24 protein-coding genes and 1 riboswitch are annotated in these 23464 nt (G+C 27.7%); all 24 genes read right to left on the bottom strand.

Going from position 1 to position 23464, the window contains the following annotated elements; genetic code table 11:
- Positions 1–19 precede the first annotated feature (19 nt).
- Entirely contained in the window at positions 20–466 is a 447-nt protein-coding gene (gene fliJ, locus ACTG44_RS01845) for a flagellar export protein FliJ (RefSeq protein ID WP_021382736.1), read from the bottom strand.
- A gap of 31 nt (positions 467–497) precedes the next feature.
- Positions 498–1817, bottom strand: a complete 1320-nt coding sequence (gene fliI, locus ACTG44_RS01840) for a flagellar protein export ATPase FliI (protein ID WP_021382704.1) — start codon at positions 1815–1817, stop codon at positions 498–500.
- Positions 1818–1820: 3 nt separating this feature from the next.
- Positions 1821–2561 carry a FliH/SctL family protein gene (locus ACTG44_RS01835; RefSeq protein ID WP_202594848.1) on the bottom strand — a complete coding sequence of 247 codons (741 nt, stop codon included), beginning with the start codon at positions 2559–2561 and terminating at the stop codon, positions 1821–1823.
- Positions 2545–3621 carry a flagellar motor switch protein FliG gene (fliG, locus tag ACTG44_RS01830; RefSeq protein WP_479919683.1) on the bottom strand — a complete coding sequence of 359 codons (1077 nt, stop codon included), beginning with the start codon at positions 3619–3621 and terminating at the stop codon, positions 2545–2547. Before fliG ends, ACTG44_RS01835 begins: the two co-directional genes overlap by 17 nt.
- Positions 3622–3633: 12 nt before the next feature.
- On the bottom strand, positions 3634–5184 hold the full coding sequence (gene fliF / locus ACTG44_RS01825; protein ID WP_479921159.1) for a flagellar basal-body MS-ring/collar protein FliF: 1551 nt from the start codon (positions 5182–5184) through the stop codon (positions 3634–3636).
- A gap of 24 nt (positions 5185–5208) precedes the next feature.
- Positions 5209–5526, bottom strand: coding sequence for a flagellar hook-basal body complex protein FliE (gene fliE, locus ACTG44_RS01820; protein ID WP_479917951.1), 318 nt, complete (start codon positions 5524–5526; stop codon positions 5209–5211).
- Between the two features lie 9 nt (positions 5527–5535).
- Positions 5536–5940 (bottom strand): flagellar basal body rod protein FlgC, encoded by a 405-nt coding sequence (gene flgC, locus ACTG44_RS01815; RefSeq protein WP_479917950.1) that lies wholly within the window; start codon positions 5938–5940, stop codon positions 5536–5538.
- Between the two features lie 7 nt (positions 5941–5947).
- Positions 5948–6265 carry a flagellar basal body protein gene (locus tag ACTG44_RS01810; protein WP_479917949.1) on the bottom strand — a complete coding sequence of 106 codons (318 nt, stop codon included), beginning with the start codon at positions 6263–6265 and terminating at the stop codon, positions 5948–5950.
- A 407-nt stretch (positions 6266–6672) separates the two neighbouring features.
- Positions 6673–6763, bottom strand: a riboswitch (cyclic di-GMP riboswitch).
- A gap of 308 nt (positions 6764–7071) precedes the next feature.
- A complete protein-coding gene (locus tag ACTG44_RS01805; RefSeq protein ID WP_021382624.1) occupies positions 7072–8163 on the bottom strand; it encodes a DegT/DnrJ/EryC1/StrS family aminotransferase in 1092 nt (363 codons plus the stop codon).
- Between the two features lie 81 nt (positions 8164–8244).
- Positions 8245–8652 (bottom strand): sugar 3,4-ketoisomerase, encoded by a 408-nt coding sequence (locus ACTG44_RS01800; RefSeq protein WP_021382630.1) that lies wholly within the window; start codon positions 8650–8652, stop codon positions 8245–8247.
- A gap of 89 nt (positions 8653–8741) precedes the next feature.
- On the bottom strand, positions 8742–9686 hold the full coding sequence (locus ACTG44_RS01795; protein ID WP_479921158.1) for an ornithine cyclodeaminase: 945 nt from the start codon (positions 9684–9686) through the stop codon (positions 8742–8744).
- A gap of 19 nt (positions 9687–9705) precedes the next feature.
- On the bottom strand, positions 9706–10938 hold the full coding sequence (locus tag ACTG44_RS01790; RefSeq protein ID WP_021382663.1) for an ATP-grasp domain-containing protein: 1233 nt from the start codon (positions 10936–10938) through the stop codon (positions 9706–9708).
- Between the two features lie 93 nt (positions 10939–11031).
- Complete coding sequence (locus ACTG44_RS01785; protein ID WP_021382606.1) at positions 11032–12027, bottom strand: peptidoglycan bridge formation glycyltransferase FemA/FemB family protein; 996 nt, start codon at positions 12025–12027, stop codon at positions 11032–11034.
- Positions 12028–12031: 4 nt separating this feature from the next.
- Positions 12032–14149, bottom strand: coding sequence for a glycosyltransferase (locus ACTG44_RS01780; protein ID WP_021382654.1), 2118 nt, complete (start codon positions 14147–14149; stop codon positions 12032–12034).
- Positions 14142–16022: a bifunctional glycosyltransferase family 2 protein/class I SAM-dependent methyltransferase gene (locus ACTG44_RS01775; RefSeq protein WP_021382607.1), complete on the bottom strand. Its 1881-nt coding sequence runs from the start codon at positions 16020–16022 to the stop codon at positions 14142–14144. Before ACTG44_RS01775 ends, ACTG44_RS01780 begins: the two co-directional genes overlap by 8 nt.
- 24 nt (positions 16023–16046) lie before the next feature.
- Positions 16047–18188, bottom strand: a complete 2142-nt coding sequence (locus ACTG44_RS01770) for a glycosyltransferase (protein ID WP_021382640.1) — start codon at positions 18186–18188, stop codon at positions 16047–16049.
- 92 nt (positions 18189–18280) lie between these two features.
- Positions 18281–19153 (bottom strand): flagellin N-terminal helical domain-containing protein, encoded by an 873-nt coding sequence (locus ACTG44_RS01765; RefSeq protein WP_021382629.1) that lies wholly within the window; start codon positions 19151–19153, stop codon positions 18281–18283.
- Positions 19154–19254: 101 nt separating this feature from the next.
- Positions 19255–19590: a flagellar protein FliT gene (locus ACTG44_RS01760; protein WP_021382655.1), complete on the bottom strand. Its 336-nt coding sequence runs from the start codon at positions 19588–19590 to the stop codon at positions 19255–19257.
- A gap of 2 nt (positions 19591–19592) precedes the next feature.
- A complete protein-coding gene (gene fliD, locus ACTG44_RS01755; RefSeq protein WP_021382662.1) occupies positions 19593–21116 on the bottom strand; it encodes a flagellar filament capping protein FliD in 1524 nt (507 codons plus the stop codon).
- A gap of 21 nt (positions 21117–21137) precedes the next feature.
- Positions 21138–21494 (bottom strand): flagellar export chaperone FliS, encoded by a 357-nt coding sequence (gene fliS, locus ACTG44_RS01750; protein WP_021382605.1) that lies wholly within the window; start codon positions 21492–21494, stop codon positions 21138–21140.
- Positions 21494–21889 (bottom strand): flagellar export chaperone FliS, encoded by a 396-nt coding sequence (fliS, locus tag ACTG44_RS01745; RefSeq protein WP_021382653.1) that lies wholly within the window; start codon positions 21887–21889, stop codon positions 21494–21496. Before fliS (ACTG44_RS01745) ends, fliS (ACTG44_RS01750) begins: the two co-directional genes overlap by 1 nt.
- Before the next feature lie 22 nt (positions 21890–21911).
- Positions 21912–22124 carry a carbon storage regulator CsrA gene (gene csrA / locus ACTG44_RS01740; RefSeq protein ID WP_021382614.1) on the bottom strand — a complete coding sequence of 71 codons (213 nt, stop codon included), beginning with the start codon at positions 22122–22124 and terminating at the stop codon, positions 21912–21914.
- The gene (fliW, locus tag ACTG44_RS01735) at positions 22118–22510 is read right to left on the bottom strand and encodes a flagellar assembly protein FliW (protein ID WP_021382608.1); all 393 of its coding nucleotides are present in this window, start codon (positions 22508–22510) and stop codon (positions 22118–22120) included. Before fliW ends, csrA begins: the two co-directional genes overlap by 7 nt.
- A 15-nt stretch (positions 22511–22525) precedes the next feature.
- On the bottom strand, positions 22526–23458 hold the full coding sequence (locus ACTG44_RS01730) for a flagellin N-terminal helical domain-containing protein (RefSeq protein WP_021382616.1): 933 nt from the start codon (positions 23456–23458) through the stop codon (positions 22526–22528).
- Between the last annotated feature and the right edge of the window lie 6 nt (positions 23459–23464).

Below are 23464 nucleotides of genomic sequence, written 5' to 3'. Positions count from 1 at the left end.
TCCTCACTTCCTACTATTCTTATAGAACTTGTCTATTTCTTAAATAACTCATACTTGCAAACTCATCATTAGTTTTTTGTTCCTTTAGATTTTCTTCTCTATAATACTGTCCATACTTTTTCTCTTTTAGTTTTTCTAAAGATTTTCTTTCTATCTGTTTGTCTATAAGCTGTTTTCTAGCTTTTTCAAGTTCGTTTGTCGACTTATCTAGTTCCTCTGATAAATCCATTATAGAGTTATTTAAAGCTAACAAATAATTAATAGTTATCTTTTGTTTCTGAATACTATCGTTGTCTTTACTTATAGAATACTTATTATAATTATTTTCTAAGTTTTCCAAGTTATTCTCTATATCTATTTTTTTTTGTTGAATTTTAGCAAATTCCATTTTTATCTTTTCTTCGTCTTTCATTTTTAAGTCTAAAACTTTCTGTAATCTAAACTTAAAATTTTTATCCAATTTCATCACAACCTATTCAAATATTTTTTTAAATTATTTATTCAAATATTCTTTTCAAACTACTTATAGTTTCATTAAAAGAACTTTTTTCATTTATCCCTTGTTTTAAAAAGTTGATAATATGCTCATGGTAGTAGATTGCTTCATCTATTTTTTTATTGGTACCTGAAGCATATGCACCTATATTTATCAAGTCTTCTGCTTCTCTATATTCAGATAACATATCTCTTGCAAATGATGCTATTTTTATATCTTCTTTTGAAGCAATCTCATTCATAAGTCTGCTTAAACTGTTCAAGACATCTATGGAAGGATAATGGTTCTTATTTGCCAAATCTCTAGATAAAACTATATGACCATCAAGTATTCCTCTTGTCGTATCTGCTATTGGCTCATTAAAATCATCTCCATCAACTAATACTGTATAAAATGCAGTAATAGAGCCTTTATCTGATGTGCCTGTTCTCTCCATGAGTTTTGGTAAAATTGCAAATACAGATGGTGTGTATCCTTTTTGAGCTGGTGGCTCTCCTATCGCTATTCCTACTTCTCTTTGTGCCATAGCAAATCTAGTTACTGAGTCCATCATAAGTATTACTTTTTTGCCCTGGTCTCTAAAATACTCAGCTATTGCAGTAGCAGTAAGAGCTCCTTTAAGCCTAACCAGAGGAGCTTTATCTGATGTAGCACATACAACAACAGATTTTTTCATTCCCTCTTCTCCTAAATCTTTATCAATAAAATCTAGGACTTCTCTTCCTCTTTCGCCAACAAGAGCAATTACATTTACATCTGCTTTTGCATTTCTAGCAATCATACCTAGAGTTGTACTCTTACCTACTCCACTTCCTGCGAATATTCCTATTCTCTGTCCTTCACCACAAGTAGTAAATGCATCTATTGCTCTTACACCTGTTTCCATTATATTTCGTATTTTTTTTCTCTTCATTGGGTCAGGAGGTTCATTATTCAAGTTGTATCTATCCCCTAAAACAAGTTCTGAGTTGTCTATAGGATTTCCAAGACCATCAAGCACTTTACCTAGTAAATTATCACTACACATAACACTTAAAGGTATCCCCTTAGAAATAACTTTACAACCAGGTGCTATTAATGTTAGCTCTCCTAATGCCATTAATATTACTTCTTTATCTTTAAAACCTACTACTTCACAATTAACTGGTTTGTTGACTTGATTGTATATAACACATAGCTCTCCAACAAAAGCTTTTATTCCTTCAACTTCTACAGTAAGCCCTATTATCTTCTTAACTCTACCCTCTGATATAGTAAGCTCTAAATTTTCTATTTTCTTATTTATTTTGTCAAAATCTATAGATATATCAGTTTTATACATACTTTATTCACCAAGCAATTCTTCTTTTAGTTTTTCTATAGCACAATCAATACCAACTATTATTCTTCCATTTTCCTTTTGTATAATAGCATTTCCTTTATCTATACTATCATCTGCAATAACAAATACACTTGACTTTAATGATGTTTCTTCTTTGAATATTTCAAACTCTTTCTCTATATTATCTTTATATAAAGAATTACATCTTACTATGAATGAACTGCTTCCTTCATAATCTTGAATAATTTGCTTTAATAAATCACTCATAGATTCTTCATCTTCAAAATGCTTTTTTAGGGCAGAACTAGCCATGTTAATAGCAAGTCTTATAATTTCTTTGTTTTTTTCCTTTATGTACTCAGTCATTTTCTCATTAGCTTGTAATAAAATTAAATTTGCCTGATTTCTTATAAAATCTGCTTCATCTTTAGCTTTTTGGGTATATTCATCATATGATTCTTTATATCCATCCTCATATCCATTTTTTTGACCTTGGCTATATCCTTTTTCATAGGCTTGTTTTTCTATATTTTGTGCACTTGTTTTTGCTTCTTCTAATATCTCATTCTTTTTTAGCTCGGCAGATTCTATAGCTTCTTTTATTACTTCATCTCTAAATCTACAGTCATTCTCTTCATTTATGTTTGGTTCTCCTACTCTAGCTTTATCTATTATAGATAAATCTAGAATTCCTTTATATGATGCTTTTTTACTTTTAATAATTTTATTATTCAACAAAGTCATCACCAAAATTCCTTACAATAGTTATGGCACCTTCTCTTTCAAGTTTTCTTACACTGTTTACTATTTTTTGCTGAGCACCTTCAACTTGTGCAACCTTTATGACACCAACCATTTCCATTTCTTCTTTAAGCGCTTCTGCTGCTCTAGAAGATTGATTTCTATATACAGCATCTGAAATTTCATCATCCACACCTTTTAAAGCATAGACTAAATCCTTCATAGTTACTTCTTTTAGTACTTTTTGTATGCTCATATCATCTAATTTGACAATATCTTCAAATACAAATATATGAGATTTAATTTGGGCAGCTAAAGCTGGGTCTTTTTCTTCAACAGTACTCAAAATATTCTTTTCTGTTTTTCTATCAGAATTAAGCAATATTTGAACTAAGGTAGCTATTCCGCCATAATCTTTAAAATCATCACCACTTATTGAATGTAATTTATCTTCTAATGAATTTTCAATTACTTTTATAACTTCTGGAGATATTGTACCCATTGAACTTATTCTCATAGCTACCTCATTTTGTAAATTAAGATCTAAATGCGCTAAAACTTCTGCACCATTTTGTGGTTCCATATGTGCAAGTAAAATAGCTATGGTCTGTGCACTTTCATTCCTAAGTATTTCTAATATCTTCTTTGCATCTAGATTTATAATATGTTTAAAAGGCTTTGTACTTGTATCCATTGATATGCCTTCAAGTAATTTATTTGCTTTAACATTTCCCAAAGCATTACTTAGTAATTCTCTTGCATATTCTAGTCCACCTTCTATAACATAATCTTTTGCTTTATTTATTTCTACAAACTCTTTTAATATTTCTCTTCTTTCTTTTGAAGCTATCGAAGAAATATTTGCAATTTCCAAACCTATTTTTTGAACTTGTTTATCTGGAAGGCTTTTTATTATATCACTAGACACAGTTGGTCCTAATGTCATTAAAAGTACAGCAGCTTTTTTTAAACCTTCGCCTTCTATTTTTTCATTTTGCTCTTTTTCATTTTCACTTATATCACTTAAGTCAAATGCACTAACATTTGTAATTTCTGTGGACACATTCTATCCCCCTTACTCATTTAACCAAGTCTTTATTATTTCTGTTACTTGGTCTGGTTTTTCTTCTGCATACATTTTAACAGCTTCCTCTAATGTCAATTCTGGATCATCCCCTAATAGAGGATTATCTTTTTTATCAACAGTACCAGAATTAGCACTATAAACTTCATCCTCATAATCCATATCTTCTTGTTCACTTCTCTTCTTATATATTAAATATCCAATGGCACCTACTGCAACAACTACCACTACTCCAATAACTGCCTTCATTATATTAGCTTTGAAGCCTTCTTTTTTAATCTCTTCCAGTTCTTGTTTAGCCTCGGCTTTTCCTTTAGGGTCAAAGACCATTGAAACAACACTAAGAGTATCTCCCCTCGCTCCATCCATACCTATAGCATTATTAACAATATCTTCTACATCAGCTTGAACACCTTTAGCTATTTTTCCATCTATAGCAACAGAAGCTGTCAATCTTTTAAGTTCTCCTGGTGCAACTATCGTATGAGTTTCAATCTTACCTGTCTCATATTCAAAGCTCTCATCCAGACTATCTTCTGTGTTAGTGCCATTTTTATTTCCTTGATTATTCATATTAGCATCTACACCTTGGACATTATTTGTCGCAGATTTAGATGAATTTTTTGACCTTGTTTCTTTTATTGCAACTTTATCAGGGTCAATCTTTATTTCAGTTTTTTCAGCTGTATCAAAACTTAAATCAGCATTTACTGTAGCTTTTACTTTGCCTGTCCCAAATATTGGTTCTAACATTTCCAAAATAGACTTTTCTAATTGTTTATTCAATGCTTGTTCAGATGCCTTATTTTTATCAACACTAATACCACCATTTATTGGTTGATTATTTTCATCAACTTCTTCATCGTCTAAGATACCTTCTGATAATAAATTCATCTTATTATCAATAACTTGAACATTTTTTTCTGGTATATTTGTAACACTTCCTGATACAAGTGCCATAACAGATTTTATTTGATTTTTTTCTAAGGTTGTTCCTGGTTTTAACATTAAGTAAACTGCTGCACTTCCTGGAACTGCCTCTTTCTCAAACACTGATGATTCTCCAAATGTTATATGTACTCTAGTATCTTCCACTTGTGGAAAACTCTTGATTGTTTTTTCTATTTCACCTTGTATGATTCTTTGCTTCTTAATTTGAAACTCTTCATCAGTAAGCCCTATAGATGAACTATCATCCATTAGTGCAAATCCTTTAGAACCACCTGTAAGACTTGGAGCTAACTCCAGTCTCAATTTATCAACTTCTGTTCTAGGCACATAAATTGTGCTTCCTTTTACCTTAGTATCTATCTTTCTAGACTCTAATTCTGCTGATATATCTGCAGCATCTTGAACATCTAGTTCTGAAAATAAGACTGCATACTTATTTTTACTTGCAGATATTGCTGTAAATACTAGCGCTAAACATATAGCAACAATCCCTATACCTAATGCTATCTTGGTCCCTTTTTTTAAAGAACCTATTTTTGTCCTAGCTTTAGCAACTTGCTCCTTAATCTTATTTTTAAAACTGGTTATCATTGATTATTACTCCTGTTCAAAAGGCTAAATTTGTACTTTATTCATTTCTTGATATGCATCATGAATCTTGTTTCTAACTTCTATTAGATATTGCATAGATAGTTGTGCTTCTTGACCTTTTAACATAACTTCATGCATAGAAACATCTTCGCCTTTTATAAATTTTTCTTTCATATTATCTGCTGTCACTTGTTGAAAATTGACTTTGTCTATAGTATCTATTATTACATCTTCAAAATTCTTTTTTTCTTCTTTATTATTAAGATTTAATGGTTTTATTTCTCCAACTAAATTATCTAACTTTGCACCTTGCATTAAATTGTTAATTTGTGTAATTGGCATAATTTATCCCTACTTTCCTATTTCCAAAGCTTTAGATATCATAGACTTCTGAGCATTCAGTGTATCTATGTTGGAATCATATGCTCGTGAAGCTGTTATTAAATCTGTCATTTCAACTAATATATTTACATTTGGATATTCTACATATCCATTTGGCTTTGCATCTGGATGAGCTGGGTCATATACTTCTTTAAGAGGTGATTTGTCATCTTCAACAGATGTGACTTTTACTCCTAACATACCTAATTTATTATCATAGTTTTCTTCAAATGAAACAACTTTTCTCCTATATGCTTCTCCATTTGGACCTCTTGTAGCATTTATATTAGCTACATTTGATGATATGATATCCATTTTCAAACTTTCTGCTGTTAATCCACTAGCAGAGATTTCCATTCCACTGAACACACTCATCTTCTAGTTACCTCCCACCTATTATTGATTTAGTCATTGCGATTTTGCCATTTGCAAAACCTATTAAAGCATTATATTGCAGTGTTGTCATTGCTTGCTTTACTTTCTCTTCTTCTATATCTACATTATTGCCATCTACTCTTAACCCTTTGGAATTGTCTATTTTTTCTTCTATTTTTGGCATGGCCTCATTTAATGTTTCTTCAAAAGTTACATAATGTTTTTTGTAACCTTCAGTATTTATATTTGCTATATTATTTGCTATTGTTTGACTTCTTAGATTAGTTGCATCTAATCCCATTTTTATAATGTCATATGTATTCATACTCACCCCTCCTCAAAATATATTTATTTGATATATTTAATGATTAAAAAAATGAAGTTGCTATATTACAAAAAATGACTTCTTTGTTCATTTAAATCTATTGCAATTCTATTACATTAATATAATAACGAATTATTTTAGTAAGAAATCTAATTTGAATTCAATTAAATCCAATAAAAATAAAAAAAAATTTTAATATGTATTTAATTTTCCCCTCATAAAGTTGCCTTTTTTTGTAAAATAGCAACTTTTTTAGATAAATTTCCTTTATTTTATATTATAATTGGTAAAATATGTTATTATGTGTATTTTCTACTATAATAAAGCAATTTTTCCACAATAAAATGACCGCCAAAAAAGCAGTCACTTCGACTAATCCTAAGTATACAAATATACTTAGGACTCTTTTTGGCAACTGGCTAGCATAGTTCGCATATACAAACCTTAGCCCCTATAGCTTTGCGTCACTAAATTTCTTTAGTTTTGCCTATTTAGTTTTAATTTAAGTATACAATAAATAACAAATTTTTTAAATATCTTTTTTATGTATACTTGAATATTTTATTTTCAAAAATTAATTATTATTAATTATACAGATTATAAATACTATATTCTCCCATATTATAATAAATTTGACTAAAATATTTTCATTTCGTAAAAATATAAGACAAACTATTCCTTTATTCTATATTTTTCTATATATTTCAATTTTATTTATATAATATATAAATGTCTAAAAATATTAATTAATGAATTTTAACTAAATTATATATGAAAAATTTATTTATGATATTATTACAATTTATTTAATATTCATTTATGCTTTTAATTACATAACTAACTTCTTCATCCTTCATACCAACAAATAAAGGTATACTAACAACTTTATTTGAATAATTCTCAGCTATATTAAAAGATCCCTTTTTATATCCCAAATAAGCATATGCTTCAGATAAATGAGGAGGTATCGGATAATGTATTATAGACTCTATACCATTTTTCTTTAAGTATTTCATAAATGCATCTCGTTTTTCAACTTGTAATACAAATAAGTGCCATACATGTGTGCAGTTTTTTTCTATTTTGGGAAGTATAACTTTTGGATTGCTAATTTCATTAAGATATCTATCTACAATTTTTGACTTTTCATTTTCAATTTCATTAAGATATTTAAGTTTTACTCTTAACAGACCTGCTTGAATTTCATCTAATCTTGAATTATATCCAACAAATTTATTATGGTATCTCTTTTCTGAACCATAATTTCTAAGTACTTTCACTTTATCAGCTATTTCTTTATTATCAGTTACTATAGCACCTGCATCTCCAAATGCTCCCAAGTTTTTGCTTGGATAGAAACTAAAACAACCTACATCCCCAAATGTACCTGTTATTTTTCCATCATATTTAGCTCCATGGGATTGGGCACAATCTTCAATTAAATACAAATTATATTTCTTACATAATTCTTGTATCTCTTTCATTTTACTTGCCTGACCATATAAATGTACTACTAATATAGCTTTGGTTTTACTAGTTATTTTTTTTTCTATCTTAGATGAATCTATATTATAATATTCATTTGGTTCTACAAATACTGGTTTTGCCCCATTTATACTTATTCCCATGACACTAGCTATATATGTATTTGATTGCACTATTACTTCATCACCTTCGCTTATTCCTAATGCTCTAAAAGCAATTATCAGTGCATCTAAACCACTGGCTAAACCAACACAATATTTGCTACCTACATAGCTAGCAAATTCTTCTTCAAAATACTTTACTTCATTTCCAAGGATGTAATATCCACTTTCCATTACATCCTTAATCTTCTTCTCATATTCTTCTTTATGAACCTTAAATTGCTCTAATAAATTATTAAATTTAACTAACATAAAGTTACACCCTTACCTATCTATTATCTATATAGTTATGCTGAATTTGTTTAATCAAGATAATATTTATATGCATAATAACTAGATAATATTTATATATTTTAAAAATTCTTCATAATTTCTAATATAATCATCCTCATCATAGTATTCAGAGGCTATTGAAATTAAGACTGTTTTATCATCAAAATCAAACATTTCATGCCATACCCCAGGCCCTATATATAGTCCCACATCATTTTTATTTATAGCAATGATTGTGTCTCTTATTCCATCATAGCATCTTATCTTAACACTTCCATTTAGGCAAACTAATACTTGCTCTAAAGTTTTATGAGCATGAAATCCTCTCTTTATACTATGTGGTACATCATATATGTAATACACTCTCTTTATATCAAAAGGTATGACTTTATTTGACTCTAATGCAACTAAACTTCCTACATTCTCATTTCCAATAGATTCAAACTTAATCAAATTATACTTGTCCATAAATATACCTATCCTATTTCTAATAAATTTCTAACAAGATATCACTTTATACTTTAATTTACAATAGATTCTTGTCAATAAAAAATATGCTACATCCAATATTTTTCTTTTGGTTCTTTTAAGTCTATTTCCTCACAATTCAGAGTTTCACATAGTTCATAGATTTTACTTGCAAATAATATATCATGTATTGATAAACCTATATTGTAGGATACTATTCTTTCATCGTCATTTTCTCTTCCTTTTGCTTGTTTGCTTAGAACATCCTGAAATTCGCAGGAATACTTGTATTTATCTATATTTTCTAGATGTCTCAAATGATCATAATCATCTAAATATATTTTATCAAATAAATAATCTACATTTCCGAATCCCATAACATGTACAGGTAATAGTAAAGCACCTTTTTTAAACCATTCAAATTTTGTAAGATATTCATCTGTGTATGTAACAGTCGAAATCACTACATCTGAATCTACAATAAGCTCTTTATGTGTATCACATATCTTAAAATTAAACTGCTCATTATCCTTATATTTTTGTATAAACGACTCTGCCTGGTCTTTATATCTAAGCAACTTTATATTTATATTTCTGTTTTTAAGAGTATATAAAAGCATATTCATTATAGAAAACGCAGTTACACCTAACCCCATAATAGCAATAGTATTAAAGTCTTTTTTAGCAAAAGTATCAATTGCTAGAGCAGCCACTGCAGCAGTTCTAAAGGCTGTAATATAATTACCATCTAAAATAGCCTTTAGTTTAGCATTCTTCATATCATATAGAAATATATCTGAATTTAAACTTGGATTTCTTCCTGGCAATCTTGTAACCATTTTTATTCCACCAATCATATGATTATGATTTAAGGATGGCATTACATTGTAAAATATATGTCCTTGTTCTACCATACTTATTTTTGGTGGTAATTGACAATCCTTTTTTGTTAAAAATGATTCTTTTATCCACTCATATCCTTGCTTCTGAGAGATATTTAATGACATAATTTGCTCGTGAGTTATTAACTTCATATCTACCATGCTCCCTTATTTAAAAATTTTCTATCATATTCTCATTGTTCTCATCAAGTATTTCTATCATTTCATGAATATATTTCTTCTTCTTATTTGCATCAAATATATTATTTGCTATTCCATAAATCCTTCCACAATCTTGTCTCTCATCTTCATATAACTCTATAGTATCTCCCTCTTTTACAAGCAACAAAATTTGAGTTACATAATCTAAATTTTCTATTTTATCTATGTTATTTATCTTCTTTATTGTCCCAGGTCTTATGTATATTGGTAATGCATATACACATTTTGATAAATTCATATTGTACTTTTTTATTTTATCAAAATCAATATGATTATTCACACTAAAATTTGCAAATAGCCTTCCTATATCTAAATCTGTTATCTGTGAGATTGCCAAATAATCACATCCCCCAGGTAATCTTGGCATAACTTCAGATACCTTTATTCCATCTACGCCAACTAACATCTGAACATAAAGAGGTCCATTCTTTATATTAAAAACCTCAGTTATCTTTTGATATATTGATTTTATTTCTTCTTCATACTGGAAACAATACTTTGATGGATACAGTAATCTATCTGGTTTTCCAGCTCTCCCTTCATGTATATTTACAAGTTCTCTATCTCCAATATAAAATACATGTGATTCTCCATTATAAACCCAAGCTAGACCTTGGATTTCATCACTTTCATAGAATTCTTCAATTATTACTTGTCCATTTTGTGAAGTTTCCTTAGAAAACTTGAATTTTTCTATTAATTCATCTATATCTGCTGTAAAATAGACTCCTCTTGAACCATAGCCATCAGCTGGCTTTACTACAAGTGGAAATTTTAATCCTTGTATTTTTTCTATCTCCTTTAAGCTTTCAATTACACAATAATTAGTTGTCGGTATATTATTTTCTTTAAAATATGCCTTCATAACTGATTTATTAGTTACAGACTCAAGTTGATTGCAACAAATTACACATGGCAAATTTAATTCATTTGCAATATAAGAATATGGTTCCATCAAAGAATCTGTAAATCCAGTCAAAACTCCATCAATCTTTTTATCTATAGCTATATTTTTTATTTTATTAAAATCAAATACATCAACATCTATGGATTCGTCACATATTTTTTTAGCAGGTGTATTAATTCTATTATCACAAACAATTGTGTATATTCCTTCTTTTTTAGCTGACATAACAATATTCTCAAAGTACTTAATTGAGCCTAAAATCATTAATCTTTTCATATACAAACCTTCTTTATAAGTTAATTATTTTTATATAAAAACTAAAATACTACAGATTTACTGCAATCAAGAAATTTTATAAAATATGATTTATTACTTATTTATATTTTTATAATATGTTCTATTGCAAACACCACTTGAGCCAAAGCCTTCTTTAAATATTGCCAAACCTTCATCTAAGTATTTTCCTTTATTTAATGTACTAATTCCAAATGACAAATATTTGAAATTCCTATCTGAGGCATTTTTAATCAGATTATAGTTTAAAAATATCATTGGATAATATTTATTATATGCTGAATCTGATGCTAGATATTGAGTATGATAAACCTTATCTTGAAAATTAAATACCATACTACCACAAATCATAATATCATCAATATATACTGCATAAAATTCTACAATATCTTTTAATCTATTATTTTTGAAGTCCAAGAGTTCTTCTATTGAATGTATCAATTTGGCACTTTTTCTATCTAAACAATTAGATAATAATTCAAAAAAAGATATTACATCTTTATCATCATATAATCTCTTAAAGGTAAGATTATTCTTTAAAGAATATTTAAAATCTCTTCTTTTGCTATAACTAAAGTTTTTCAATATATTTTCTTTATACTTATTTAATTCTAAAAACATACTTAATTCATCATAAAACATGTAATCATTCTTAAATAAAAAATACTCTAACAATGAAGTATCTGCTTTACAAAATATTTTTGACGTATTTCTTAGTAATATTTTATTAAAATTTTTTTTATATAAATATTCTTCTAATATACTTGTAATAGCCTTTACATGTTTAATATCATTGAAACTACTTCCTATTAAAATTCCACCAAAGGTGCTACCTAAATGAGAAAAGAATATTTTTTCATTATTTTCATAAACTTCGCATGCAGGTATAACTGCAATTATCTCCTTACCTTTATATATCATTAGTGAATGGTCATAAAATTTACCTTCTTTATGATAATTAATAAAATTTCGAGTTTGAAGAAATGTTCCATTTATAGATTTATTTTCTACAAAATAGTCCCAATCTTCCTGAAAATAATTTTCAAATTGTTTGATACAAATATTATCCATTTTATCACCTATAACTCTTTTTATTTTCTACTACATGCCCATATAAGGCTACAAATAATTGATAGTTTTCAATTTCATCATTTTTATGTAAATTATATTTGACTTTATGAATATCAGCCTTACTATACGCTTTATCTATACAGTCTTTTATTGCAGTACAATGTTTATCTATAATGAAATGTTTTATTTTTGACTGTTTTTCTTCTAGCTTTTTTCTATGAAGACCACCAGCATTATATCTTTTTATCATATCTACAACCTCTCCAATATTATCATAGTCAAATTTATCTATAAAATCCCACATATTTGTAAAAATTGGTGAAGTTTCATTTTTAAACTTGACAGGAATTAAATCATATAAAATTGCATCTAATTTTGAAGTATGGCTTCCCACCATAAAAGATTCTAGATATATGTCTGATATTTTATATAAATCATCTATCTCCTCTATAACTCCAAAGCATATAACTTTATCATTTGTAACACTACTTAGTGTTTTCCAATAGCTATTGTTAGTATCAACACCTACAACAATAATAATAGTATTATCTGTATTTTCAATTATTGTTTTAGCAATTTTAAAGTAATTAATATCATTTACGCTATTATATTTTCTTTCACTGGCAATAGTTAAAATTATTGTTATATCATCATCCAAATCATACTTTTTTCTAATTTCAGATTTCGAAAACTGTTCTTTTTCTTTTAGTGGAATGGGTAGTATCTCAGACTTATCTATACCTCTTTTATTCAATGTAACTAGTTGGCTAACTTCGCTAAAATCAATAACAATATCTGTAATACTTGACCCTAGCCAAAAAGTACTATCATAATGGTTAACATATAAAACAGGTATTTTCCCATCCATTCCAAAAGCTACAATGGGTATTGTATCCCACATATGAACATATAAAACAATTATATCAGCCCAATCATAAGCTATTGTCCTTAAAGCCATAGCTCTTTCCAAATAGTCATTGGAGATTGAATCTAAAGATATAATTTCACCACCACTATCTTTTACTGATTTTAGCAACCAGCTTGGCAAAGTCTTTGATTGCCATGTAGTTACAAGCGAATGAATAGAATCTTTATCATTATCAATCCAGTTTTTAACTACTTTTGTATGGCCACCTGTTGGATATCCTTCACTTAAAACATGCAATACTCTTTTTCTCTTAAAATCTTTTTTCGTAAATAATTTTATATTATCTACTTTAGGTAAATTATTAGCACATTCTAATAATGACCTTTCACATCTTTCACAAGAATACAAACCAGTGTGATTAAAAACAGAAAAACAAGCAATTTTAGAAACAATCTCCAAAACAGCTCCATAATTCTTTAATTTTAACTCTATCTCAAGCTCCTCTTTCATACAATCCACAACAGATTTATTACTTTTAAGTATTGCTTTTGCTTTATTCTTATCAAATTCAAAAAAACCTTCTCTATTTAAATCAAGTTTCATGTACTCTTTTACAAATTTCATCCTATATTCATTATAGCCATTACTTATATTTGCTATCCCAGAATCATGCATACACCAAGGTTTATCTTGCTTTGGTATAACAACCTTGTAGTTATTTTTCTTAAACTCCATACTTTGTGATAAATCATAAAAATGCCATCCATCAAATTTATCTTCTTGCCATAATACATCATACTGAGTAATCATAATTAATCCATCTATAGCCATGACTTCATCAAAATAGCCTTCAAAACTATTAAATTCATAAATATCCATTCTCCCTGTATGACTATCATATACTTTTCCTACTTTATTATCAGAATCCCACCAAACTCCACTCATAGGTATATCTTTTACTCCAGCTACACCAATCATTCCTATATCAGTATTTTTATTAAATATATCTAAAATATCATATATAAAATTTTTATTAATTATAAAAGTATCTTGATGTAAATATACCTTATATTTAGCATCTACTTCTCTTATGGCTTTATTATAAGCAGATGCAATTGAACTAGTTCCTCTCAAAGCAATTGTTTCTATGTTAAAATTTTTTGGAATATCTAAGCTATTTATATATACAAGGCATTCCTCATAAAGCCTTTCATCATTTACACAGGTTATAAAACATATCTTTTCATTATTCATACTTCTTTCTTCCCTCAATAAAATTAAATATATCTTTTATATCGCTATCACTTTGTACTTTCTCACTACTATTCATAATTAAGTCATAAGCAACTTCAAATTCTCTTAAATCACATAATACACTAGTTATATTATACATTGTATCAATATTATCTCTATCTATATTTAAAGCTACCATAAACATACTTATACTAAAATCGCCTAAACCTCTATTATACGCCTCAGCACCTAATCTATTTAGTATAGTTGTCTTATTTATTGAAAACATATCAACTAAATATTCAATATCATCAATAAAACACTGTTCAGTTATATTATAATTATCAAATATATAACTTAGATTACTATCTACATCTAATTCATTATCAATTCTCATTAAAGCATATTTTAAATTGACCATACTAACACTAGAATACTTTTTAGTATCTGCATAATTAGAAGCTTTTACTATATATTGATAGCACTCATATTGTTCTCTTATATCTTCATCACTTTCTGTACATATTGTATCAATAAATCTACTATCAGTTTCTGAAAGATTCGTTTTTGTAGCACCAATATTATCTATTATGTAATTACTATCATTAAACATTTTTATTATCTCATTTAATGTAAAAAATCTTAAATGAGTCTTGTCCAAAATTCCTGAATCAGTATATGTAAAATGCCCTTGCACAAGATTTCTTAAAACAGATACATGCATAATATTTGGTATACTTGATATCAAATACCCATCCTTCTTTAGATATCTCTTTAGGTCATTGACTATATTCCATGGATTGACTAAATGTTCAAGCACATCACCCAATATTATATAATCGAAAAAGTTTTTCTTATAATCTAATTGTATTTTTTCTATATCTGCTATCAGTACATCTCCAATATTTTTTGCTAATTTACCTGCCGATTCGCTTATTTCTATTCCATATACAGATGAATTTTTATACATATTTTTTATTTCTAGGAGTGTAGCTCCTATCCCACATCCTATTTCTAAAACATTAATATTTTTCTCCTTGTTGTCATCCATTCTAGAAATTAAATCAATTCGTATCATCCCACTGTATTCTGGATTAAAGCCCCACTTAGCCTCAAATTTTCTTCTATTAATATCCATTATATCTGTATATTTACTGCGATTTTCTTTAAAAGATACACTACCAAAATGGTGTATAAAAGTATCCTGACATAACAATAACTTGTGTCCTTCTTCTAACATTCTAAAAGATAAATCATCATCTTCAAAATTTCCAGGTGTAAATAACTCATCTAAAACACCTACATTATCTAATACTGATTTTTTTATCAACATACAGAAACCAACTAATTTAACCCTATATTTCCATGAATTGATGTTAGATTTATTTATCTTTTGAGCAAATATAAACATATCCTCAATTGACTCGTAATCCACATCAATTTGCTGATAGTATGAGCATGCATTTGTTATCGGTCCCACAGCACCTATGTTATCTTGCGACCATAAAGCCTTATTCAAATTGTAAAGCCAATTAGGAGTAACGATTACATCATTATTTAATAACAATATATTTTCTCCTCTAGCTAATTCAATCCCTTGGTTACACCCTTTTGGAAATCCTAAGTTTTTGTTGTTATATACAGATTTTATATCTGATTGTTCATTTAACCAATCAACTGTTCCATCAGTAGAGTTATTGTCAATTATTATTATTTCATATTTATTTTTTGGAGTAAATTTCCTAATACTTTCAATACATAATTTAGTATATTCTATTTGATTGTATGTCAATATGATTATACTTGTAAATTTTATATCTTCATTTTCACATGTATATTGCCAATCTTTTATTATATCTTTAGATTTTTCATTAACCATTATTGGTACATTCATTATTCAAGTCTCCTATTTTTGAGTTTATCTTAAACTTTTTAAGTATTCTATATTATATATAGTATCTTCATTTTCTACATCTAATGATAATGCCTTTTTTAATATAAAATCAGCTTCATCAAACTTATTTTCAAACATATATAAAATTCCCTTTATATTTAAAATTTGTACATCATCCATAAATGTTTTTGAGTAGTCTTCTACCAATAATTTTGCATCATTTATTTTCCCATTTTCAATCATATTTTCTATACTAATAATAAAGCTATTTTTTAACTCTTTAAATTCTTGGCTTTCTTTTATATTTTCTTCAAATTCATTTATAAGTATTTTTATTATTTTATTATAAAAAGGATACTCATTTAGTAATTTCTTCAGATTACGTATATATTCTAATTTTTCATTATCATCATTTACCCTATTTTTAATATCAAGTATATGTTTAAATTCTATAGTAAATTTATCTAAATCATTACACACAAACTTTATTAATTCAAAATCACTCAGGTTACTATATATGTATTTTATGTATTTATAAGAGTACATTATATAAAGATAAAAAACATCCTTATACTTTTTGTCATTTAAACTAATATTTTCTAAAACTACTTTAGATATAATTTTATATACTCTTATCTTTTCTATTTCTAATGTATTTGGACGACTAATTATATATTTATATAACTTAAGATTAAGACTTCTTTCAAATGCTAAAAGATATTTTAAATATTTCTCTATCCATACATATTCCATTTCATAAAAAATATCTAACAAATCAATATCTTCTTCAAAAACTATTTTTATAAGATATGCATAAATTACTTCTTTTTCTTCATTGAGTATTTCTTTACACCTATCTATAGATACATATTTACTTATTCTTATCTGATTTAAAAGACCATAATTACTATCAATATCACAAAGGATTTTATATACATATTCTTTTTCATCATCTTTGAGATTATTTATAACTTCTTCTATATCTCTATAAAAACTATTTTTTTCAACCTTAGAATTTGGAACTTCTTTATAATATCTTTTTATATCTTCAAATCTATTCAATTTATATAAGGACATAAATACACTAAAATACACATTTTTCTTTTTTTCAATATCTTCAATATTATTGTATTCCGAAATTACTGAATCATATTTTTCAAGCTTATAATAAACTTTTATTAGTGTAATAATAGCTTCATCTCTAAGCCCTACTGTATCAGTATCTGAAAATAAACTATTTGCTTGTGTACTTACTTCATAATTATCTAATAGATAAAGATATCTTCTATACGAATCTATACTATTCTCATATTTACCTAAATCCACTTGCGCTTGTGCCATATAATAATATATATCAATATTATTCATATCTTTCTTAATATATTTTAAACATAATTTTTCACACTTCTTATGCTTTCCTAGATATAAATATGTTTTTACAAGGCTTGTTATCAAGTAACCAGGCGCAGATTCTAGTTCAGAGTATAATTCATAAGATTTCTCAAGATAATCTAAAGCTTCTTGATATTTTCCTAATATAATAAAATTTTTCCCTAATTGATAATTTATATATGGAGAACTTTCATTCTCTTTTAACTCTTCAAATAATAATTCTTCATTTCTTTTTACTTTGTTTATCCTTATTTCTTCATCTTCAAACAAATATCCATAATGTTCAAAATCAGCAACATTATTAAATATAGGATTTTTGTATATTGGTTGTTCATGTACTTTACCACGATATTTAAAGTCAATGTTTTTGAAAAGTCTTAGTACTGAACAATATCCATATGATTTTTTATCATATGAGTAAAGGTTTTTTAATTGTATAGAAGCAGAATTGAATTTTTTATCAAGCCCATCTTTAAAAAACCTTACAATAGTTGAAGAATCAATTAGTATTTCATCTGCATCTAATATAAGTAACCATTCACCCTTTGCATAGGATATTGATATATTTCTCATACTAGAAAAATCATTATTCCAACTATGGAAATATACATTTTCTGTATATTTTCTAGATATTTTTATAGTATCATCTGTAGAGCCTGTATCGACTATTATAAGCTCACTATCTACAGAATTTCTTAATGTTGTTAATGATTTTAAAGTTTTTTCAAGTATCTTATCTTCGTTTTTGACAACCATAACTATACTAAGTAACATATGTATTTTCCTTTCAAAGATATATTTTCTAAAAAAGAAAAGAGTAAAGCAAAGCCCTACTCTTTCTTCTCTATCTAATATACAAAATTATTTTATCCTAATAATTGTAAAACTCCTTGTGGCTGTTGATTAGCTTGGGCAAGCATTGATTGTGATGCTTGAACTAATATATTCATTTTAGATAAGTTAACCATTTCTGAAGCTACATCTGTATCTCTTATTCTTGATTCAGCAGCTGTAACATTTTCTAAAGTATTACTTAAGTTAGTTTGAGTTGATTCTAGTCTGTTTTGTTGTGCCCCTAATTTAGCTCTTGATGTATTTAATTCTTTAAGAGCTGCATCTAAACTAGATACCATTTGTTTAGCTGCTTCAGTTCCTGAAGCTCCATCTACATTCATACTTGCTATTGTAGTGCTTGTTATATTAGCTTTACTCATTATACTTGCAGTATTTACTAGTGCAACTTTTATTTCATTGTTATTATAAGTTGTACCTGCAACATTTGTTCCATAGTTAGCCCCAACCTGTAATCTTATTTCTGTAGAACTTCCATCAAGTAGCTTCTTACCATTAAATTCTATTGAACTTGATATTCTTTCAACCTCATCTTTTAATTGTGATAACTCATTAGCTATTTTATCTCTTTCCTCAGCATTATTAGTTTCATTTGAAGATTGTAATGATAGAGTTCTCATTCTTTGTAGTATATTTCCAGTCTCTTCTAATGCACCCTCTGCTGTTTGTACAACAGATATACCATCTTGAACATTTCTTCCTGCTTGGTCTAAACCTTTTATTTGAGCTCTCATTTTCTCAGATATTGCAAGTCCAGCAGCATCATCAGCAGCTCTCTTTATTCTAACCCCAGAAGATAACTTCTCCATAGATTTACTTTGAGCATTTACGTTTCTTCCCATTTGATTGTTTGCTATCAAAGCACTTACATTTGTATTAACTCTCATTATTTTACCCTCCTTAGTATAGTTGACATCCTTGTCATTTCTACTTTTAACTTTTTATATTAATTCTTCACTTATATCATCGGACAAGCTAACCTATAACTTTATACTTTTTTATTAAAAATATTTACTTTTTCTCTATTTAAACTATAATACATTGTGTTTACTTGTTTAGTAAGCTTGTACTCATGTAACTCTTTTTTTACTTCTGACAATTGTTCTTGTAAATAATTTTTTATTCTATCATCAATTTCAATTAATTCATTATCATTATAAAGCTGTATAAAATCATCTTTATCCACTTCACTTATACTATCTATAATATCTTGTCTCTCATTTATTCTATTACTTATATTTTTATACTCCTCTTTTTTAATCAAAGCTATAATTTGTAAAGATATATCTTTATATAAATTTATTTTTTCTTTTAATTTATCCATAACTAATTACCTTGTGCTTGCGAGAAATAGTTCATCTGAGAAGAATATTGATTTAATAAAGACTCTAAAGCTGAGTATTTAGCATAAAGTCTTTTTTCTTTATCATTCATTTTTTCAACTAGTCTGTTTATATTTTTTTCTTGCTCTGCAATTTGTTTTGAATATACATTTTCACTGGCAGAAGAAGTCTTTTCTATTCCAGACTTTTTAACAAATTTAGAGAATGAGCTTCCTGAATAATCATATACAATATCTTTTAGCTTTTCAAACATTCCTTTATCATCATAATTTGAAGAATATCCAGCCAAAGTTTTGTACACTTTGTCACTATCATCTATAAGAGCCTTTGAAAAAGTATCTGCATTAAATGATATTTGACCCTTTTTATTATAATTCTCATGTTCATTGATACCCAGTTTACTTAATATAGTAATATTTTTTCCATCTCCGAAAAATGCAGATTGAATATCTTCAACAAAAGATCTTAGTTCATCATCATTTCTAAGTATACCTTCTTTAGCCTTTTTTTCCCATTTTTCTATTTCCTCAGTTGTCATATCTTCTTTTTGGTCATCTGTAAGAGGTGGATAATCTTTTGGCTTTTTAGTGGTAACTAGTCCATAAACCTTATCCATCAACTTATTATAATCATCTACAAATGCCTTCATGTTTTTAGTAGCTTCTTCAGTATCAGTAACAGAAACTAGTTTAGAAGTACCTTTTGAATTTACATTGTAATCAATATTATCTATTTTAAATGAGTTCTGTTCTTTACTTATATGCGTTACTCTTCCCTGTTCATCAGTTACATCAGCTTCCATATTTTTCCCATTTACTACTGCAAATTTACTTCCACTAGCATCAGTTCCAAATGTAATACCATTATCATCAGCAATTTGTTGAGCTAAATTATCATTCCCATTTACTTTTAAATCAAGTTCTGATGATGAACCAGTCTGTTTTCTCGAAATAATCAATTCACCTGTCATCTCGCTATAAGAAGCCTTTATATCACTATCTGCACAAAGTGAATTTATCTTACTTACAATAGTACTTGTGGTATCTTGTTCAGATATTGGTATATTTACACCTCCGATAGTTAAAGAGCTTGCTCCACTAGCATTTGGTGGAAATTGTTGAACAATAGGCTCACTTGAGTTTAATTTAATAGTAACTTTTGCTGGTTCAGCCATTTGAGAAACTGCAAATTGATAATTTATTTTCTCTGCACCAGCTGACCCCTTTGCTACTATAATACTTTCATCAGAACTAGTTATTCTTGTAGCAGAGTAGGCATTTTTACTTACTATACTGTTAGGAGAGTCTATACTTAAATACTTATCATAAAGATCCTTTGATTCTTGTATAATATTTCTATATATTTCTTGCTTCCATTTAACTATTTGTTGATCTTGTTTTGCTTTATCAACTTTTTCTTTATCTCTTGTCATACTAGCTTCTATTATACCTTCCATATCAAAATTTCCTGAAAGGCCTGTAACTCTTATAGGACTTATACTTGACATATTTTTATCCCCCATCTATAATTATATTTCTAATTTATTATAAACTTCATGCCATGTATCTCTGATTTGTTTTACTATTGGCAATATATCATCAATTGTTTTGACATCTTTATTTTCATCAGCTCTTATTAATTCAGCTTTTGTAAATTCATAAACCTTATACATATCCTTTGCCCATTGCCCTGCATTTTGGTCCAATGTAACCATCAATTCTGTAAATATATTTTGAACTCTTACAAGTTCGTTATGTGCTTTTAAATAATCCTTATTTAAAAGTGCATCCCTTGATATATTAGTATATTTTACTGTCCCATCTACAAGCATTAGTAATAACTCTTCTTGTGATAACTCATTTAGTTTATCTAAATTTAAATCCATTATTTATACCTACTTCTTTCTTCTTTACTTTTTTTATCAGCTTCATGCCATGTATCTTTAATTTGTTCTATTACAGGTAACACATTATCTATTATTTGAATATCTTTTCTAATATTGGCTCTTGAAAGTTCATATCTTACAAAATCATAAACTTTGTACATATCTTTTGCCCATTGCCCTGCACTTTGGTCCAATGTAACCATCAGTTCTGTAAATATATCCTGAACTCTTATAAGCTCTCTATGTGCTCTCTGTGTATTTTTATCTATAATAGCTGCTCTGGCTATTTTTGTATATTTTACTGTCCCATCAACAAGCATAAGCAACAGTTGCTCCTTTGATGCCATAAAAACTGCATTTTGCTTGTACGAATTATAAGGATTTTCTCCATACATAATATTACTTCCTCCAAACATTTTATTTTAATGATTTTAGAATTTTTATATTTTTATTTGTGGCCTTTATATTTTCACTTTTTACTTTCTCATATATTTCTTTTCTCAATATAGTTATGTTATTAGGAGCAGATATAGCTAGTTTTATATTATTTCCATCTACTCCTACAACTTTGACTTCTATGTTATCTCCTATAAGTACTGCTTCATCTTTTTTTCTTGAAATTACTAGCATCCACCATCACCTCGCAATAGTGGATGCTTGATTGAATATTCCTCATCCGGTAATATTATTTGCATTGCAAAATTATTTCTTATATTTATTACTATAGGAGCTTTCATGTTCACAGTTGATTCTTCAAATGTCCTTCCAAGAGTGATTATGTTAAACAACATAATATCATTTGGAGACTTTATATCTAGTTTTTCAATTGTCTCTTGACTTAAAAATATTTCATATTCATTCATAATTTCAAATGGTGATACAACAATGAATCCTATACAATCTTCTTCAGTAGAATTAAATTCTTTTAGAACATCATTATTTTCTATATCTAAAAGTTCATATTCTCTTAAATCTTCAAATCCTAGTATTCCTTTTTTTAATGTAACCTTCATCATATCTGTGTTATTTTACTATATGTAATCTAATATAGATACATTAAATAACTTTCCTCCTGTTTGTAGTGAAGCTTGATAAGTTAACTCTGCTGCCTTTAATTGAACAAGCTTTTCTCCATAATCTATTTCCTCATTTTGTGAAAGAATATCCTTTAACTGTATCAAACTATCATCATTTTTCTCCTTCATAGCCTCTACTGTATTTGCTTTTGTTCCATATATAGACCTAACATTTACTGTATTTTCTATTAGTTTCTCCATATCCCCTAGACAAGTTGTTGTCAGCTCTTTTATAGCATCGGCATCTGGATTTGCCAATTTTTTTGATATGTTATTTAGCTCTTTAAATGGGTCAGCCTGTGTTGGGTCAAATCCAAGACTACTCAATTTAACATTGTAATCTACACTTATTCCTTGAGCTATGTCCATACTTAAAGAATCATTTAATTTATTAAGATTTATACTAGAATTAAACTTTAAACTCACTGAGCCATCAGCATTATCTATACATTCAACAGGTGGTATACCTGTATTTGAACCTGAAAATATATATTTCCCTTCATGTGTTGCATTTAAAGCATTTGCAATTTCTTTCATTTTTTCATTAGTTTCTTTACTAAGGGTTGTTAGCTCTCCCTCTGAATATGCACCATCACCACTTGCTACCAAAGTTTTCTTTATATCTGATAATAATTTCCCCAGTTGGTCTAATGCAGTATCAGTAGTTTCTAACCAATCACCTGTATCTTTGCAATTCTCAACATAAGTCTCCATAGTTTTTATTTCACTCTTTGAGTTCAATATTTTTATTGCTTTATATGGATTATCTGATAATTTGTTTATTTCTTTTGTTGTATTAACTTGTCTATTAACCTTATCTAATCTTTGTAGATTATCTTGTAGCGAGTTTAGATAACTACTAGACATCATACCTGTACTAACTCTCATTATAGA

Source organism: Clostridioides sp. LIBA-2809 (genome assembly GCF_056688965.1).
This window is presented reverse-complemented; position numbering and strand designations above follow the sequence as displayed.

Bases quoted from the DNA above. Each gene is read 5' to 3' on its own strand.
- fliJ (WP_021382736.1), bottom strand. From the start codon at position 466: ATGAAATTGGATAAAAATTTTAAGTTTAGATTACAGAAAGTTTTAGAC.
- fliI (WP_021382704.1), bottom strand. From the start codon at position 1,817: ATGTATAAAACTGATATATCTATAGATTTTGACAAAATAAATAAGAAA.
- ACTG44_RS01835 (WP_202594848.1), bottom strand. From the start codon at position 2,561: ATGACTTTGTTGAATAATAAAATTATTAAAAGTAAAAAAGCATCATAT.
- fliF (WP_479921159.1), bottom strand. From the start codon at position 5,184: ATGATAACCAGTTTTAAAAATAAGATTAAGGAGCAAGTTGCTAAAGCT.
- fliE (WP_479917951.1), bottom strand. From the start codon at position 5,526: ATGCCAATTACACAAATTAACAATTTAATGCAAGGTGCAAAGTTAGAT.
- flgC (WP_479917950.1), bottom strand. From the start codon at position 5,940: ATGAGTGTGTTCAGTGGAATGGAAATCTCTGCTAGTGGATTAACAGCA.
- ACTG44_RS01810 (WP_479917949.1), bottom strand. From the start codon at position 6,265: ATGAATACATATGACATTATAAAAATGGGATTAGATGCAACTAATCTA.
- ACTG44_RS01805 (WP_021382624.1), bottom strand. From the start codon at position 8,163: ATGTTAGTTAAATTTAATAATTTATTAGAGCAATTTAAGGTTCATAAA.
- ACTG44_RS01800 (WP_021382630.1), bottom strand. From the start codon at position 8,652: ATGGACAAGTATAATTTGATTAAGTTTGAATCTATTGGAAATGAGAAT.
- ACTG44_RS01795 (WP_479921158.1), bottom strand. From the start codon at position 9,686: ATGAAGTTAATAACTCACGAGCAAATTATGTCATTAAATATCTCTCAG.
- ACTG44_RS01790 (WP_021382663.1), bottom strand. From the start codon at position 10,938: ATGAAAAGATTAATGATTTTAGGCTCAATTAAGTACTTTGAGAATATT.
- ACTG44_RS01785 (WP_021382606.1), bottom strand. From the start codon at position 12,027: ATGGATAATATTTGTATCAAACAATTTGAAAATTATTTTCAGGAAGAT.
- ACTG44_RS01780 (WP_021382654.1), bottom strand. From the start codon at position 14,149: ATGAATAATGAAAAGATATGTTTTATAACCTGTGTAAATGATGAAAGG.
- ACTG44_RS01775 (WP_021382607.1), bottom strand. From the start codon at position 16,022: ATGAATGTACCAATAATGGTTAATGAAAAATCTAAAGATATAATAAAA.
- ACTG44_RS01770 (WP_021382640.1), bottom strand. From the start codon at position 18,188: ATGTTACTTAGTATAGTTATGGTTGTCAAAAACGAAGATAAGATACTT.
- ACTG44_RS01765 (WP_021382629.1), bottom strand. From the start codon at position 19,153: ATGAGAGTTAATACAAATGTAAGTGCTTTGATAGCAAACAATCAAATG.
- ACTG44_RS01760 (WP_021382655.1), bottom strand. From the start codon at position 19,590: ATGGATAAATTAAAAGAAAAAATAAATTTATATAAAGATATATCTTTA.
- fliD (WP_021382662.1), bottom strand. From the start codon at position 21,116: ATGTCAAGTATAAGTCCTATAAGAGTTACAGGCCTTTCAGGAAATTTT.
- fliS (WP_021382605.1), bottom strand. From the start codon at position 21,494: ATGGATTTAAATTTAGATAAACTAAATGAGTTATCACAAGAAGAGTTA.
- fliS (WP_021382653.1), bottom strand. From the start codon at position 21,889: ATGTATGGAGAAAATCCTTATAATTCGTACAAGCAAAATGCAGTTTTT.
- csrA (WP_021382614.1), bottom strand. From the start codon at position 22,124: ATGCTAGTAATTTCAAGAAAAAAAGATGAAGCAGTACTTATAGGAGAT.
- fliW (WP_021382608.1), bottom strand. From the start codon at position 22,510: ATGATGAAGGTTACATTAAAAAAAGGAATACTAGGATTTGAAGATTTA.
- ACTG44_RS01730 (WP_021382616.1), bottom strand. From the start codon at position 23,458: ATGAGAGTTAGTACAGGTATGATGTCTAGTAGTTATCTAAACTCGCTA.